Origin of the sequence: Oxyplasma meridianum (assembly GCF_038024865.1) — an archaeon.
GTDB lineage: Archaea > Thermoplasmatota > Thermoplasmata > Thermoplasmatales > Thermoplasmataceae > Oxyplasma > Oxyplasma meridianum.
Window position 1 is genome coordinate 467,600 of sequence record NZ_CP133772.1, and the last position, 14,705, is coordinate 482,304.

Consider the following 14,705-nt stretch of genomic DNA (forward strand, 5'->3'; position numbering starts at 1 on the left):
AAAATGCCTATTTAAATGAGAAAAAATCGGATCTCATGACACTGGATGTTCATCAAATTCATTCCTGATCTTTTTCCTCAAATCCGGTTCATTCATGTATCTCTGAGCAGCCTCACTAAGGACCTCAATGACATTTGCAAGAGGCTTCTTTGCTTCCGAAGATCTGGCTGCCTCCAGAGACTGCCTTGAATGCCATGGCGTCCCTGAGGGGGCAATCTGAAAATGAATCTCAAGTGCTGGTACAACTTGCGTTACATTTGCAAAATCCGTGGACCCTCCCGGCAGTCTCTTCAGGCTCTCTTCAACAGCAGGTACATCAATTCCCTTGCTGACTATTATGTCCCTAAGAAGATCTGAAAGTGTCCTGTTGACCTTTACTGTTGAAAACAGCGGCCCAATTCTTTTCATGGTATATTCTGTTTCAGTTGCTATGCAGCAGCCTTTTACTATGTTTTCGAACCTGTTCATCAGCACAGAATGGTAGTTTAGATCTGAAGACCTTATCCCAAATACAAGCACTGATCTATCAGGGGTAACATTGGAGGCTCCTCCCCCCTCTCTGATAACTCCGTGCATTACCACGTTTGCATCTCTTCTCACATGCTGCCTTAGCATGTTTACTGCAGTATAGGTTAGAACGGCAGCATCCAGAGCACTTCTACCCTGCTCTGGGTTTGCTGCTTCATGAGAGGATCGTCCCTTAAAAGTAACCTCCACATCCTGCACGGCCAGTGCTTGGCTTGCCACGTTCCATTCACTTCCAGGATGGGCTCCAAGCACCAGATCAATATCATTAAACGAACCCCTATCAGCAAGGAGTATTTTTGACCCTGAATAATCTCCGGTGCCCTCTTCATCCGGCGTTCCTATTACAACAATTTTTCCGTTCTTGATCTTTTGGGCTGCATCAATCGCCGCAAAGACATTTGCAGCTGCAATAAGATTGTGGCCACATGCATGCCCTATCCCGAGGAGTGCATCATATTCTGCCAGAAAGGCAATAGTCGGTTTTCCATTGCCTGCCGTCATTTCCGCCCTGAAGGATGTTGGTATTCCTTTGTATCCTCTCTCTACCTTGAAACCATTTTTCTCAAGTATATTTTCTATGAGTTCAGAGGATTTGAATTCGGCGCTTCCTACCTCAGAAAGTTCATGGATTTTCAACGCAAGAGACCAGGCATTATAGTTCTGCAAATTGGTAGATTCCATGGTTAATAAACAGTTCACATATTATAATTATTTTGATTTTTTTCCATTTGAATTTAGTAATATAAAATGAAATAAAAAATTATTAAATTTATCTTATATATATATTTTATTATAAAATATTTTTAGCTTTAATCCTTTTAATTCTGTCTTCAATTTTATCTTTTTTATGAAATAATGAAAAAGGATATGCTATTACATAAATTAATGTATTTATCAGTATATTTTCTTTATTATTGCGTTTTCTTTTTATAAATTTGATATAGCCATGGTTAAATATAATACTATCTCTTGCTCTTAATATATCCCTTTTTAAAAGGTCAAAAACATTTTTCGAGTACCTTTTTTCATCGCCAGATATCATATTTTTAATAGGAACACTATAAATATCATTATTATTAATTTTAAATTCATTATATAAATTAAAATGCTTTGCAAGGTTACCAAAATAAACGTCTTCAGACTAATTCAAATCAGGAAATCCTTCTAGATTTAAAAATAAACTTTTTGTAATAAACATAGCCCAAGATCCTTTATTTATTCCTATTATATTTAAAATTTTTCCATAATATTTTGAGATATAAATATCAAGATATTTCTCTATATTATTAATATATACATCAGCATCAATAATTAAAATGATTTCACTGGTAGCTGTTTCAACGGCAATATTTCTACCTTTTCCTCTTGTTGATTTTATTTTTTTTATTTTTATTTTATCATTATTTAATTTTTTTATTTTCTCATAAGTATTATCATTAGAAAAATTATCAGTAATGCAAAATTCTATATCTGGATATGATTCAGAAATTCTTTCAATATTTGGAATTAAAACCTCACCTGATTGATAAGTAGTAATGCATATTGAAATAGGCATCATAGGTTTATCCACTTTAACTTGATTGTGTTTTGATAATAAAATTTTACCTTAATTTGATTATGATAATATTAATCTTTATATCTTTGATTTTAATTATATTATTCTGGAATCATATTTATGGAAATTAAGTATATTGACCATTTTATCCAGAATAGCGATAGCATTGATATTTTCATTGATAGTTTAGATAGTGTACTGAAAGTGCTCTAAAATTAAAGAGATCCTGCACAATTCAGATTTGAAGAGGTTAAAATATGCAGGACCAATTGGAAATAGTAAAAGAGATGATAATCAGTTTTCTGAAAGACAGAAAAGAAGGAAAGAAGCATCTTGTTGAATAGTTTCTCCATGATCTCATATAAGAAGAGGCAAGAATTCAGTTCTATTCAATGCCATATGAGAGATTAGAAGAGAAGAAAAGATACTGATATGGAACCATAACAATGAAACTTAAGACAGTTCATAATAAAATAATTCTTAAGAGATCACAGATAAGGAAGTTTTCATTTCAGACAGAGGTGTTCGAAAGATATTCAAGGGTTGAGAAAGCACTGGATTCAGTCATGCTGGAATCATACATCAGCGGTGTATCGACACGCAATGTGACAAAGTTTGTGAAGGCATTGGGAATAAAGAATGTATCACCTTCACACATATCACCACTTACATCTGATCTGGATGTAAATATCTTGATTTATTTGAGAGATCCTGAGAGATCCATGGAATCTTACATGAAATTCATCTACATAGATGCAACATACTTCAATGTGAATATGGGAAAGAATACAGAAAAAAAAGATCTGTATCCATATGCATTGGTGTAAACAGTGAAGGTAGAAGAGAAATACTTTCAAACAGTTCATGATTCCGAAAATGGAGTGGAAATGAAGTGCAAATGAAGTGGAATGAAAATAATTATACGATTATCTGAAGAGAATGAAGAGAAGAGACCTGAAGTGTGTAAAACTGTTCATATCTGATAAGCATAAGGGAATAGTGGAATCTGTGACAAGATCCTTCATTGATGCATCATGGAAATATTGACATGTGTACATGTGCATTTCATGAGGATTGCATGACTATTTCATGAGTAATTTAAATGAAACTAATACCAAAGAAGAAGTCTTCTGTTATGCAGATATTGAAACAAGATCTTGAGAATGAATCAATCTCTTGTATCCAGGGCGCATGATATCCAGGTTGAATAAGATCTTGATAAAGCTTCAGAGATGTTTTAGATATACTATCCATATCTTTACAATTAACATGCATATGGATATTCAAACATGAGAAAAATAAAAACAACAAATGTACTGAAGAGAATGAATTGTGGAATGAATTCTGAATTAAAGAGAATAAAAGAAAAGGTGAAAGCATTTCCATCGGAACAGTCTCTATTGAGACTGGTTGTCTCTATAATGATAGATAAACAAGGAGTGGATCACTGGAAGAAAGTATTTGAACATGGAGGTTGATTGGGATTGTGCACAATATTTTCGAAATTACAGCAATTCATGTACACTATTTTTTTTTCGCAATCATCCTCCTTTCATGCATTATGTTCACGTAAACTATATGTATATATTCCTTCCCAACATACTGTTATAATGGTTACGAAAAGGCACGAAATTGAACTGATTACCGGAGTGGTGGGGCTTGTCCTGGTAATTATCGGTGGGTATTTCATAGGAAAGGTTTTTGAGGCGATATCCAAGGAGGCTCCTTCTCTTGAAGCCGGGTTAATACTGCTGGTCATAGGGCTTGTAATACTCACTATAATAATTCCGAGGATGTTAAAGAAAAAGAAAACCCAGTGACTTTATATTTTTAAACCGGAGGAATGAATTTTCCAACTGGTATTTTTAAAAGCTGATTAAAGTACCAATGTGGAAGGCATCATGAAATAGGCTGAACAATGTTATTTTTCCAATTATCTGGGAAATGTAACTATCTCCCCTTGAATTGTGGTTTTTTCTTCTCAAGGAACGCCTTTATGCCTGTTTCATGATCTTCTGTTCCGAATACCTCTGCAAATGCATCTATTTCATCCTGGAATCCTTCATCCGGGATCTTTCTTATTAAGCTCTTGATCAATCTGAGAGAAACTGGCGGTAGTTCTGCATACCTGGAAGCAATCTCCTCTGATCTTTCCACAACTTTGTCTGCGATCTCATTTACAATTCCCATTTGAAGTGCCCTTTCAGCGGTAATTCTCATACCTGTTGAGGCAAGGTAAAAAGCATTTCCCTCTCCAATGAGTTCCTTCAGCCTCTGTGTTCCTCCAAATCCCGGAACAATCCCGAGAGTAACTTCAGGAAGCCCCAGTTGTGCATCTGGTGTGCATATTCTAATATCGCATGCCATAGCAAGTTCGAAACCTCCTCCCAGTGCATATCCATGTATCGCAGCTATTACAGGGAAGGGATAACTGCTTATAGAATTCATAATCCTGTGTCCCCCGGCGGCGAATTGGAAGGCGTCAGATTCTTTCATCTGCAGGAAATTCTTTATATCGGCTCCAGCAGAGAAAGCCTTATTCATGCCTGCTATGATGGTAGTCTCCTTTTTCTCCAGACCTAGCACATTATCAATTTCCTCAAGAGTCTCCATGTTCAATGGATTGAGAGGAGACTCTCTGTTTATCCAGGCAATTCGATAATTGGTCTTTTCTTCCAGCTTTATATTCTTATAATTCACTCCACACACCTCAGTATTTGTAAAACCCTTCTCCAGTCTTTCGTCCAAGTTTACCTGCATTTACCAGATTCCTCAAAGTTACAGGTGGTTTGAATCTTACATCACCAAATTCAGTAAAAAGGACCTGCATTATATCATAAACAACGTCAAGGCCAATAAAATCAGCCAGTTCCAGTGGACCCATGGGGTGATTCATGCCCATCTTCATGGTTTTGTCTATATCACCCTTAGATGCCACGTTTTCTTCAAAAACCAAAATAGCTTCCCTAATAAGGGGCATTAGAACCCTGTTAGAAACAAAGCCCGGAAAGTCCTCCACTATTACTGGTTCTTTACTAAGTGATTTAGCCATCTCATAAGTCATCTTTACAACACGTTCCGATGTGTTGCTGCACTTAACAATCTCAATTAGTTTCATTACGGGCGGCGGATTGAAAAAATGTATGCCCAGAAAACGCCTTGGGTCGTTAACTTCCCTGGAAAGAAGATTAATCGATATTGATGATGTATTACTGGCAATTATGGAGTTCTCATTTGCCAGCGTGTTAATTGACTTTAAAACCTGTTTCTTTAAGTCAGTTTTCTCTAGTACAGCCTCTATAAACAGGTCTGAACCTTTTCCTTCTGATAGATCTCCTGTAAATTTAATCCTTGAAAGAATTGCATCCTCCGGGTCTTTTAGCAGTCCCTTTCCATTCATGCGGGTGAGCGATGAAAGTATTGTCTTCTTTGCTTTTTCAAGGGCTTCAGGATAAACATCGTTCAGTATTACCTCATGATTCCCCATTGCAAAGACCTGAGCAATACCGTTTCCCATAGTACCTGCACCAACTACTGTAACCTTCATCTCACCGCCTCCAGAGTCATTGTGTGTGCCCCTCCTCCTCCATGGCAGATTGTTGCAAGTCCAGTTTTAAGTTTATCTTTTATCATGGAGTTGATCATAGTTACCAATATTCTGGACCCACTGTTGCCAAGAGGATGCCCTATTGCAATTGCGCCACCCCTGATATTGAATCTGTCTATCTCTATTCCAAGCTGTCTTTGCACTATAATTGAAGCCACTGAAAACGCCTCGTTATGTTCTATAACATCATAATAATCTATTTTTTTACCAGTTCTGGAGAGTAATTTTTTTGTGCAAGGGACAGGTGTCTCAACAAAATCCCTCGGTGCAAGAGATGTTGACTCGAATCCTGTAATCTTTACAAGGGGTTTCAGGTTATTGTCATTTACATATTTCTCAGAGGCAATTACAAGTGCCGATGAACCATCCGATAGCTGTGATGAGTTTCCGGCGGTCAGGACTCCATTACCGCCAAATGCAGGCTTCAGTTTTTGAAGGTCTTCAAATGAAGTTTCCCTGATTCCTTCATCTGTTTTTACCTCGTTCACAGGAATTATCTCATCTGAATAAAACCTGTTTTCGGTGTTCCTGCGGGCCAGATCAAAGCTTCTAAATGCATATTCGTCGGCCTCTTTGCGGGTAATTCCGAATTTATTTGCAGATCTCTCAGCAGAAATACCCATGTGCTCATGATAAAAGGCGTCCAGCAAACCGTCGGTGAGCATGGAATCCATAAACTCCAGTTTCTTATTGAGAAGCTGCTTTGGGCCCCACCTTACTTCTGATGGAACCATAAGGGGGGAATGGCTCATGCTTTCCATTCCACCTGCTACTATTAGGTTTTTCTCTCCCAGTGCTATCTCCCTAAACGCATGCTCCACTGCAAGCATTCCAGATGCACACACAACATTTACAGTATATTTTGTTACCTCGCTGGGCAATCCTGAAAGTGTGGCAACCTGGCCTGCCGGATTCTGTCCCACGCCTGCCTGAAGTACATTTCCCATTATTACTTCTTCAATATCGGACTGTACTACCCTTGACGCTTTAATCGCCCCTTTAACAGCTTCTGATCCTAACTCTGGTGCAGTTAATGCAGCAAATGATTTCCCAAATTTGCCTATTGGAGTCCTCTTTGCCGAAAGAATGTAAACGTCGTTCATAGCAATCTGTTAGTAATGATCACTTCAAATAATATTGTTTCTGGTAAAATGGCTCTATGAATCTATAGCCAATCAGAAAATAAACCATGAAAAATACAATTTAACTCCACAGATGCAGTTAATAAAAACCTTCTTTTGAAATATAGAGAAAAGCAATATGGTAAAAAGTTGTAAAAATTAAAGATACGTACCAATCAAATGGACAATGATTCCAAATTCATTCCTCTGGAACAACGTCTTCCATTTCTTTTTTTACCCTGGACATTTTTTTCAAAACATATCGTGTAACGTAGCCGGAGATAAGATTGGTGGTTTTCTTGGAAACATCTTTTAAATTCTCTTCCAGTATCTCTCTGTTTTTGTAGAAGTCAACACCAAAAAGGTTCTCGTTATTTTCCACTAAATCAACCGCAATGTGCTTGATATTTGATGACCTTATACTTCCCATTGTAACTTGAGGTAAATCTTTTAACCCTATATTAAGCTATCAGGTTATGAAATCCATTAAACATGTTATCAAACTCTTTTGAAAGTTATCATCTTCATTTTGGTATTCTGTCTGAGAGGCACCACAGTATGCCGCATCTTGAAGGCAGCCTGTGAGCCGGATTCGGAGAAACTCTGCAAGCCCGTCTAAACGACGGGGGTCTGGGCAACGTCAGATCTCTACTCTATTAATCTGGCAGAGAGTATAGCGGATGCAGGTTGTCATTCCTAAAAATCATTCAGGAGGAGGTGCAACCAGAACAGGGATATGGCTAATCTTTATAAGTTCTGAACTTACAGAACCAAGAAGAACCTTGCTTAATCCAGAGAGCTTTCTCGTACCAGTTATTATTAGGTCTACGTTGTTTTCTTTCGCGGTTCTCATCATAACATTTGCAACCTGATCTCCTGAGGCATCCAGTTGAAGGAATCTGGCATTTACGTTTTCCGGTTCCACTATCTCTTTTGCTTCTTTTATAACTTTATCAGAAGATTCCTCCTGTTTTACATACACAGAAGGAGGAACATAGGAATCAAATGTTGGTCCAGCACCAACAACAGTGGGAATGACATACACTATAAGGTATTCATCGACTACAGGCTTAAGTTTCAGTGCGAATTTCATCGCCTCTCTGGATGCTGTTGAATTGTCAAATGCTACAAGTATTTTCACGATTATGATTGTTTTAGGCAAATTTAAATTTTTGCTTTTAAGACTTTGACAAGATATGATTTATCGGTACATGTGCCATCACTATCTTGTTTTCAATAGCCGCTCTCTTTTCCTGCACCTCTTCTTCAATGAGTCAATACTGTGTTGAGGTTCAGTTTCTTCCCATCTGTCCTTTCCTTCTTATAAGGATTCTCAAGAAACAGAAATATATTTTTAATTTTTTTAACAATCTTCTTATGTTAGCTGAACAGAATTTTCAGTGGCAAAAATCTTTTCCTTGTTAAGTATGTGTGCGGCCTCACCAGTTATAAGCCCGGATGTCAGAGCAAGAAGCGCATCAACAATCATCTCTGCAAAGATAATATTTGGATAGAGGATTTCCAAAACTATTCTTGCCATGAAAGATAGAAGCCAGAAGGCAAGAATAACCTGATTTCTCTTGTAGAATACTATATTGTCTCTCTTGAAAAACGAAACTGAACCACCGAATCTCATTCCAAAGAGTAACCCTATGGGGAGAAACAGTATTGTTGCATATATATCATAATTAAAAGGGCTGAGCACGAATATGAATATTACTGTAAGGATGCTGTACATCACTGGCCCCCTTAGAACCCTGGATTTTCTGAATTGAGTCCCATTGACTCCCCTGGAAACCCTTCTGAATGCAATAAGAGCGATTATAACCAGCAGAATGAGATAAGAATAAAAACTTGGAGAGGGTGACGAAGATACTGAAGAATAAGGAAATACCATGCTTGAACATGATATTCGATTAGTACATAAATATTTGATAAAGTTCAGAAATTGAACTTTAAATCCTCAGCCAGGAATGCTTTTTCTCTCCCTCTTCCATCAAAGCTGAAATCAACTCTTTCTGTTTAGAGTTGAGATGCTTCGGAACTACAACTTTAATCACCACAAGAAGATCTCCCGAACCTTTTGCATTCAGATGTGGCATCCCCGCTCCTTTAATCTTTATAACGTCTCCAGGTTGCGTTCCAGCTGGAATCTTTATGGAGTGCTGCCTGCCAAATACCTCAATGGTTTTATCTCCACCAAGGGCGGCTTCTGGGAAGGTTATCTCCTGTGTAACCTCGAGGTCATCGTTGATTCTCTTAACTAGAGGATCATCTAGGATTACAAGTTGAACAAACATGTCACCGGTTTTACCGTTATAGGATTGTCCCTTTCCTCTAACCCTGAGCCTAAGATTGTTGACTACCCCTCTTGGTATCTTTATTTCAAGATTTTCAGTGGTTGGTATAGAACCTGTACCTTTGCATACCTTGCATGGAGTTACTGGGATAACTCCTCTTCCATTACATGTTTTGCATGTTGTCACTGAAACCATTCTGAAAAAACCCTGACCCTGTACAACTCTCTGTTGCCCAGTTCCATTGCACGTAGGACACCTTTTAAGTTTTCCTTCTTCAGCCCCAGTCCCTTTGCAAGTTTCGCAGGGAGCATTTCTTCGATATTTTACTGTGGTAGAGTTCCCTTCAAAGGCGTCTCTTAAGGTAATCTTTACTTCTGTAATAAGATCCAGATTGGGTTCATTGTTACCGAAACCCCCAAAGAAACTTTCGTTTCCACCTCCAAAACCTGATCCTCCACCAAATATTCTGTCAAAGATGTCTCTCAGGTCGCTGAAATCTCCCTGATGGGAAAAGTCCTGCCATGTGAAATCTGATCTACCAGAACCGAAATCCACCGATCCTGTCTGATCATACATCCTCCTCTTGTTTTCATCGGAGAGGACCTCGTATGCCTCGCTAATTTCCTTGAATTTCTCCTCTGCCTGGGCTTTGTTTTCAGGGTTGGCATCAGGGTGATACTTCCTTGCCAGCTGCCTGAATGCTTTCTTTATCTCATCCTGAGATGCTGTTTTCTCTACGCCCAAGGTCCGGTAATAATCTTTTGCCATTATGAATGTTCCTCAGTTTCAGATTATTTGTCCTTGAAATCAGCGTCAACAACCTTTTCGTCACCTTGTTCTGGTTCTGGGCCAGTTTCCTGTTTGGTCTGTTGTTCAGACTGCTGCTGTTCTCCATTAGGCGGCGGTGTCTGCGACTGGTACATCTTTGATCCCACCTCCTGTATCTGCTTGGAAAGTTTCTCGGAGAGTTCATCTATCTTTGCCAGATCTTTGTCCGAAACAGCCTTCTTCATTTCTGCTACAATGGACTGGATATCTTTTCTGGTTTTCTCATCAATCTTGTCTCCTGCATCAGAAAGGGTTTTCTCAACAGTATAAACTAAAGTTTCTGCAGCATTGACCTTCTCGATCTCTTCCCTCTTTTTTCTGTCTGTTTCTGCAAACTCCTCTGCCTGCTTCTTCATCTTTTCGATTTCCTCTTTGGAAAGCTTATTTGATGCTGATATGGAGATGCTCTGGCTCTTTCCGGATCCCTTGTCCACAGCAGAAACATTCAGTATCCCGTTTGCGTCAATATCGAATGTAACCTCTATTTGCGGAATTCCTCTTGGGGCAGGTGGGATTCCAATCAAGTTAAACATGCCTAGAGAAACATTGTCTGCGGCCATAGATCTCTCTCCCTGTACAATGTGTATTGTAACAGCCGTCTGCATATCCGCAGCAGTTGTGAAAATCTGTGATTTCTTTGTAGGAATAGTGGTATTTGCCGGTATAACCGGAGTTGCAACTCCACCAAGAGTTTCTATACCTAGTGTAAGGGGTGTGACGTCAAGCAGTACAATGTCCTTAATATCTCCGGAAAGCACAGCTCCCTGTATTGCTGCACCTATTGCAACACATTCCATTGGGTCAACTCCACCTTCCGCCTTTCTACCAAAAAAGTCTTCAACAAACTTCTTCACCATTGGAATCCTGGTGGGTCCTCCAACAAGGATTATCTTTGCTACATCATCCTTTTTAAGTTTGCCTGCTGATAATGCCTCTTCCAGAGGATGCCTGCACTTTTCCACTATGGGCCTTATAAGATCCTCAAATTTTGATCTTGTCAGTGTATACTGCAGATGCTTGGGTCCGGTCTGATTTGCAGTTATGTAGGGCAAGTTAATTTCCGTCGTCATTGTTGTTGACAGTTCTATTTTTGCTTTCTCTGCAGCATCTTTGAGTCTTATATATGCGGATTTATCCTTTGAAAGGTCCATACCTTCCTTCTGCTTGAAGTCGTCCAAAAGGAACTTGATGATTGCTTCATCCATGTCGGTTCCACCTAGTTTTGTATCACCTGATGTGGAAACAACTTCGAAGACCCCTTCACCAAAATCCATGATGGTAACATCCAGTGTTCCACCACCCAGGTCAAACACAAGTATCTTCAGGCTTTCATTCAGCTTGTCAATACCATAAGCCAGAGATGCAGCGGTGGGTTCGTTTATTATTCTTTTAACGTTCAGGCCAGCTATCGTTCCCGCGTCTTTGGTGGCCTGTCTCTGATTGTCATTAAAATATGCAGGGACTGTTATTACAGCATCCTGAACAGGTTCACCCAGAAATGCCTCCGCATCCCTCTTTATTTTTTGCAGAATGAATGCAGATATCTGCTGGGGTGTGTATTCCTTTCCATATGCTTTGAATTTAAAGTCAGTACCCATTTTCCTCTTTGCAGCGTATATTGTGCCCTCTGGGTTTAGAAGGGCCTGTCTCCTGGCAGGCTCTCCCACAAGAAGTTCGCCTTCTTTAGTGAAAGCAACATAACTGGGGAAAGATTTTCCCCCTATTGATACGCCTTCCGCACTGGGAATTATTGTGGGTTTCCCTGAAATAACAACTGCTGCTGCCGAATTGCTAGTTCCTAAGTCTATTCCTATTGTTTTTGCCATAAAAATCACCTTTTTCCAACTATCACTTTTGATGTCCTCAATACTTCATCATTTAATTTATATCCTTTCTGTATCTCTTCATAGACTATCCCATTTTCGCCTTGATCTGTAACCGCGAGAGCCTCATGGAGATAGGGATCGAATTTCTGCCCTTTTGCGTTTATTTGGTTGAGCCCGTAGGAGGAAAGTATCTTTCTGAGTTGATCTCTTAGCGGAGCCAGAAATGATCTTTGTTCCTCGCTCATATTAGCAGAATCCAGAGAATCAATGAACGGAAGAAGGCTCTTGATCATTTCCTTGTTTGAGCTTTTAATGGCATAGTTCAATTCCCTCTCCTTTGCTTTCAGGTAATTCTCCATTTCTGCCCTTTGTCTAATGTAACTATCTTTTATAGTCTTTATCTGATCCATAAGGTCTGTATTTTCCTTTTCGAGTCTTCTGGATTCCCTGTAATATTGCATCATGGTTCTGATCCTACTTTTTTCCATTTCGTAAGTTATGGTGTTATCGTGATTAACTTTAATTTTTCTTTCAGAAGACATTTACAAGTAAATTTGTTCTTCTATATAAACGTTACTAATATCTTCATTTCAATTTCTTCAATGTAATAAAGTGTCTGGTCAAAGATTTGTGCTGCCTAACAGCGGTCCGGTTAACAATTTCAAACAGCCCTTCCGAATATTTCAGCATGCCGGTATCGGATATCACAACCGCACAATACCTGTCATTTTTCAGGAGACCATGGAATTTAATAAACGCTTTTTCATAAAGTTCTTCAATACTATAATTTGCTATCTCTGCACTTCTTCCATATGGTAGGTCTGTTGCAATACCGTCATAAGACGCATCTGGGCCTAACTTGAAGAAATCTCCATGAATTATATGTGAGTCTCTGATTTTCATGTATTTCAGATTCAATCTTGATCCCAGGACCATGTTAAGAGATGCGTCGTTTCCAACTGATTTTCTTCCCGTCAATGACGCCTCAATAAGAATTCCACCTGTACCACAGAAGGGGTCCAATATAAGTCCTCCTGTTGGAACTCTTGTGAGGTTAACCAGAAAGCGAGCAAATTTTGGATGAAGGGAAACAGGGGAAAAAAATGGCCGCATTGGAGCGCGCCTCATTTCAAACTCCCTTACCGGTCTTTCATGTTGAACAATACATAGGTACCACCTAAAAGAATGTATTATCCTTACAAGGAAATCAGGATTCTTGAATGAAATTCTCCCTTTCCCATTCATCAGATCTCCCAGAAAAGGCTCAATTGTCTGGTCATGGCACTTCCCGGTATCCCAGAATCGAACAAAGAATTTCCCAGGTGGAAGGTCAATCCCTTGAAATTTCCCAGGTTCATCAGCTATCATGATCACTCTGGATATCCTGTTCACAAAGGCACACAATTTAATATTCTCAGGATTACCTTTAATGAGAGAGAAGAAAGGATTGTTCTCAATGATATCAAAGTCATTAAAGGTACCTTTAACAGATTCAAGTTCATTTAAGAATGCAGATTCATTTTCCCTGCTTTTCTCAAGGAGAAAAAGATTATTTTCCATCTAATTCTTTTTGTTTTCTTGAGTTTTTTTAATTTCCTTGGCAAGATCAGTATCCAAGTTCTCGTATATCTTGCTCAGTTTTTTTATGGATCGTTTGACTGCTGCCTGTGGTTTTCCTGTCTTTACTTTTACGTAAATCTTTGGGTTATCGATTATAGGGTGTTTGAGGTAATATCTTGCCTCCTCAACCTGTTCATCTCTTAAGAGCTCATCAGCAAGAGGTCTTAAAATAGTGTTATCATAATTTATCATTTCCATTGTTATGCTATTCTTTTCCTTAGACACTATTTTTAATTTGGGATCCATATGACAGGTATATAGGGTATGCGTATTTATTTTTTTATGGAACTGTTCTTTAAAATAATGGATGAGGTCCGAAGTATGATCCAATAATTATCAAGGGATATGTATTCTGTTATTGACCCATAAAAAAGGAATCGCATTTGATATACTATTTTTGAATAGATTAATAAAGATCTGAAAGCATGCATCAATGGACATGGTAAGAAAACTGCCTATTGCTTACATTGGAATTGCTGCTATGACCGCCGCATGGCTGACTATTTTCCTTGCAGCAGCACTGAATCCATGGTTCAGATTTACAGGGAATGCTCTCAGTGATCTCGGAGGAGGCAACCTCTCCATGAATGGTCATCCGGCACCTACTGATCCATTTGTATACAATGTGGGGCTAATGATCGCAGGGGTGCTAATTGCCTTATTTTCAGTGTCAGTTATTCTTAGATCAAGAAATTCAGTTGAGATAATAGGGGCATCCTACTTCATGATTTCCGGACTTTTTCTCGCACTGATAGGAATTTACCACGAGGGGACATATCCACATGATTTTGTATCCATCTGGTTCTTCATTCTGAGCTCCATCTCCTATGTTGCCATCGCTATATCATTCATAATAGGAAAATTCAGGATCACAGGAATCATTTTATCTCTGCTGCTTGTTTTATCCTGGATTGCTTTTGCTGTTGTTCCATGGGGTTCTGTGGCTGAGGATGAAATGTTTGGAGTTGCCGTCATAGATGTTTTTGTGATACTGCACATACTGACCTTTAGAAGAAATACTGGAAAACGGATTTCTGGCCGAGTCATTCCTTTGATGGGAATACAAAAAAATGGCTCAAATGTTTTAACTTGATTTTCGCAACATAATTTGACGAAAATGTTTGTTTTGTAAGGTTTCTGGATATTTTGGTGAGTGTGTCATAACACACGCATTCTTAACATACTTAAATGGTATATCTTTTTGTGCACTTTCGTTTAATAAAGTAAGAAGAGGAGAATCCCAACACAGATATGCCCAGATAGTGGAGAGAATGTATGCGAACGGAAAACCTGAGAATAAGATACTGAAACATCTTGGCT

At 38.8% G+C, this 14,705-nt stretch carries 18 protein-coding genes and 1 pseudogene; 5 read left to right on the top strand and 14 right to left on the bottom strand.

Annotation, left to right across the window (positions count from 1 at the left end; genetic code table 11):
• Positions 1-33 precede the first annotated feature (33 nt).
• From OXIME_RS02405 to OXIME_RS02415, 3 genes are all read right to left on the bottom strand, one after another.
• Entirely contained in the window at positions 34-1,209 is a 1,176-nt protein-coding gene (locus OXIME_RS02405; protein ID WP_393971891.1) for a M20 family metallopeptidase, read from the bottom strand.
• 109 nt (positions 1,210-1,318) lie between these two features.
• Positions 1,319-1,570 (bottom strand): hypothetical protein, encoded by a 252-nt coding sequence (locus OXIME_RS02410; RefSeq protein WP_393971892.1) that lies wholly within the window; start codon positions 1,568-1,570, stop codon positions 1,319-1,321.
• A 99-nt stretch (positions 1,571-1,669) separates the two neighbouring features.
• Positions 1,670-2,098: a glycosyltransferase family 2 protein gene (locus OXIME_RS02415; protein WP_393971893.1), complete on the bottom strand. Its 429-nt coding sequence runs from the start codon at positions 2,096-2,098 to the stop codon at positions 1,670-1,672.
• A 431-nt stretch (positions 2,099-2,529) separates the two neighbouring features.
• Here OXIME_RS02415 and OXIME_RS02420 point away from each other — a divergent pair, with 431 nt between their 5' ends.
• The 4 genes and pseudogenes from OXIME_RS02420 (at position 2,530) to OXIME_RS02435 (ending at position 3,903) form a co-directional block, all read left to right on the top strand.
• A complete protein-coding gene (locus OXIME_RS02420; RefSeq protein ID WP_393971894.1) occupies positions 2,530-2,910 on the top strand; it encodes a transposase in 381 nt (126 codons plus the stop codon).
• Between the two features lie 112 nt (positions 2,911-3,022).
• Positions 3,023-3,130 (top strand): transposase, encoded by a 108-nt coding sequence (locus tag OXIME_RS02425; protein ID WP_393971895.1) that lies wholly within the window; start codon positions 3,023-3,025, stop codon positions 3,128-3,130.
• A gap of 239 nt (positions 3,131-3,369) precedes the next feature.
• Positions 3,370-3,561: pseudogene (locus OXIME_RS02430) on the top strand (transposase); the annotation flags it as partial.
• 132 nt (positions 3,562-3,693) lie between these two features.
• A complete protein-coding gene (locus OXIME_RS02435; RefSeq protein ID WP_393971896.1) occupies positions 3,694-3,903 on the top strand; it encodes a hypothetical protein in 210 nt (69 codons plus the stop codon).
• A 130-nt stretch (positions 3,904-4,033) separates the two neighbouring features.
• Here the strand turns inward: OXIME_RS02435 and OXIME_RS02440 are convergent, their stop codons facing one another.
• The 11 genes from OXIME_RS02440 to OXIME_RS02490 all read right to left on the bottom strand — a co-directional run bounded on the left by OXIME_RS02440 (position 4,034) and on the right by OXIME_RS02490 (position 13,631).
• Positions 4,034-4,843: an enoyl-CoA hydratase/isomerase family protein gene (locus tag OXIME_RS02440; protein ID WP_393971897.1), complete on the bottom strand. Its 810-nt coding sequence runs from the start codon at positions 4,841-4,843 to the stop codon at positions 4,034-4,036.
• Positions 4,794-5,630 (bottom strand): 3-hydroxyacyl-CoA dehydrogenase family protein, encoded by an 837-nt coding sequence (locus OXIME_RS02445; protein ID WP_393971898.1) that lies wholly within the window; start codon positions 5,628-5,630, stop codon positions 4,794-4,796. Before OXIME_RS02445 ends, OXIME_RS02440 begins: the two co-directional genes overlap by 50 nt.
• Positions 5,627-6,793 carry an acetyl-CoA C-acetyltransferase gene (locus tag OXIME_RS02450; protein ID WP_393971899.1) on the bottom strand — a complete coding sequence of 389 codons (1,167 nt, stop codon included), beginning with the start codon at positions 6,791-6,793 and terminating at the stop codon, positions 5,627-5,629. Before OXIME_RS02450 ends, OXIME_RS02445 begins: the two co-directional genes overlap by 4 nt.
• A gap of 217 nt (positions 6,794-7,010) precedes the next feature.
• Positions 7,011-7,241, bottom strand: coding sequence for a 30S ribosomal protein S17e (locus OXIME_RS02455; RefSeq protein ID WP_393971900.1), 231 nt, complete (start codon positions 7,239-7,241; stop codon positions 7,011-7,013).
• Between the two features lie 273 nt (positions 7,242-7,514).
• The gene (locus tag OXIME_RS02460) at positions 7,515-7,952 is read right to left on the bottom strand and encodes a universal stress protein (RefSeq protein WP_393971901.1); all 438 of its coding nucleotides are present in this window, start codon (positions 7,950-7,952) and stop codon (positions 7,515-7,517) included.
• Between the two features lie 234 nt (positions 7,953-8,186).
• Positions 8,187-8,708 carry a hypothetical protein gene (locus OXIME_RS02465; protein WP_393971902.1) on the bottom strand — a complete coding sequence of 174 codons (522 nt, stop codon included), beginning with the start codon at positions 8,706-8,708 and terminating at the stop codon, positions 8,187-8,189.
• A gap of 58 nt (positions 8,709-8,766) precedes the next feature.
• Positions 8,767-9,879, bottom strand: a complete 1,113-nt coding sequence (gene dnaJ / locus OXIME_RS02470; protein WP_393971903.1) for a molecular chaperone DnaJ — start codon at positions 9,877-9,879, stop codon at positions 8,767-8,769.
• A gap of 23 nt (positions 9,880-9,902) precedes the next feature.
• Positions 9,903-11,765, bottom strand: coding sequence for a molecular chaperone DnaK (gene dnaK, locus OXIME_RS02475; protein WP_393971904.1), 1,863 nt, complete (start codon positions 11,763-11,765; stop codon positions 9,903-9,905).
• A gap of 5 nt (positions 11,766-11,770) precedes the next feature.
• Entirely contained in the window at positions 11,771-12,307 is a 537-nt protein-coding gene (locus OXIME_RS02480; RefSeq protein ID WP_393971905.1) for a nucleotide exchange factor GrpE, read from the bottom strand.
• A 43-nt stretch (positions 12,308-12,350) separates the two neighbouring features.
• Positions 12,351-13,325: a methyltransferase gene (locus OXIME_RS02485; protein WP_393971906.1), complete on the bottom strand. Its 975-nt coding sequence runs from the start codon at positions 13,323-13,325 to the stop codon at positions 12,351-12,353.
• Positions 13,326-13,631 carry a DNA-directed RNA polymerase subunit L gene (locus OXIME_RS02490; RefSeq protein ID WP_393971907.1) on the bottom strand — a complete coding sequence of 102 codons (306 nt, stop codon included), beginning with the start codon at positions 13,629-13,631 and terminating at the stop codon, positions 13,326-13,328.
• 187 nt (positions 13,632-13,818) lie between these two features.
• Between OXIME_RS02490 and OXIME_RS02495 the strand changes: the two genes are divergently transcribed.
• A complete protein-coding gene (locus OXIME_RS02495) occupies positions 13,819-14,478 on the top strand; it encodes a DUF998 domain-containing protein (protein WP_393971908.1) in 660 nt (219 codons plus the stop codon).
• Positions 14,479-14,705: the final 227 nt, after the last annotated feature.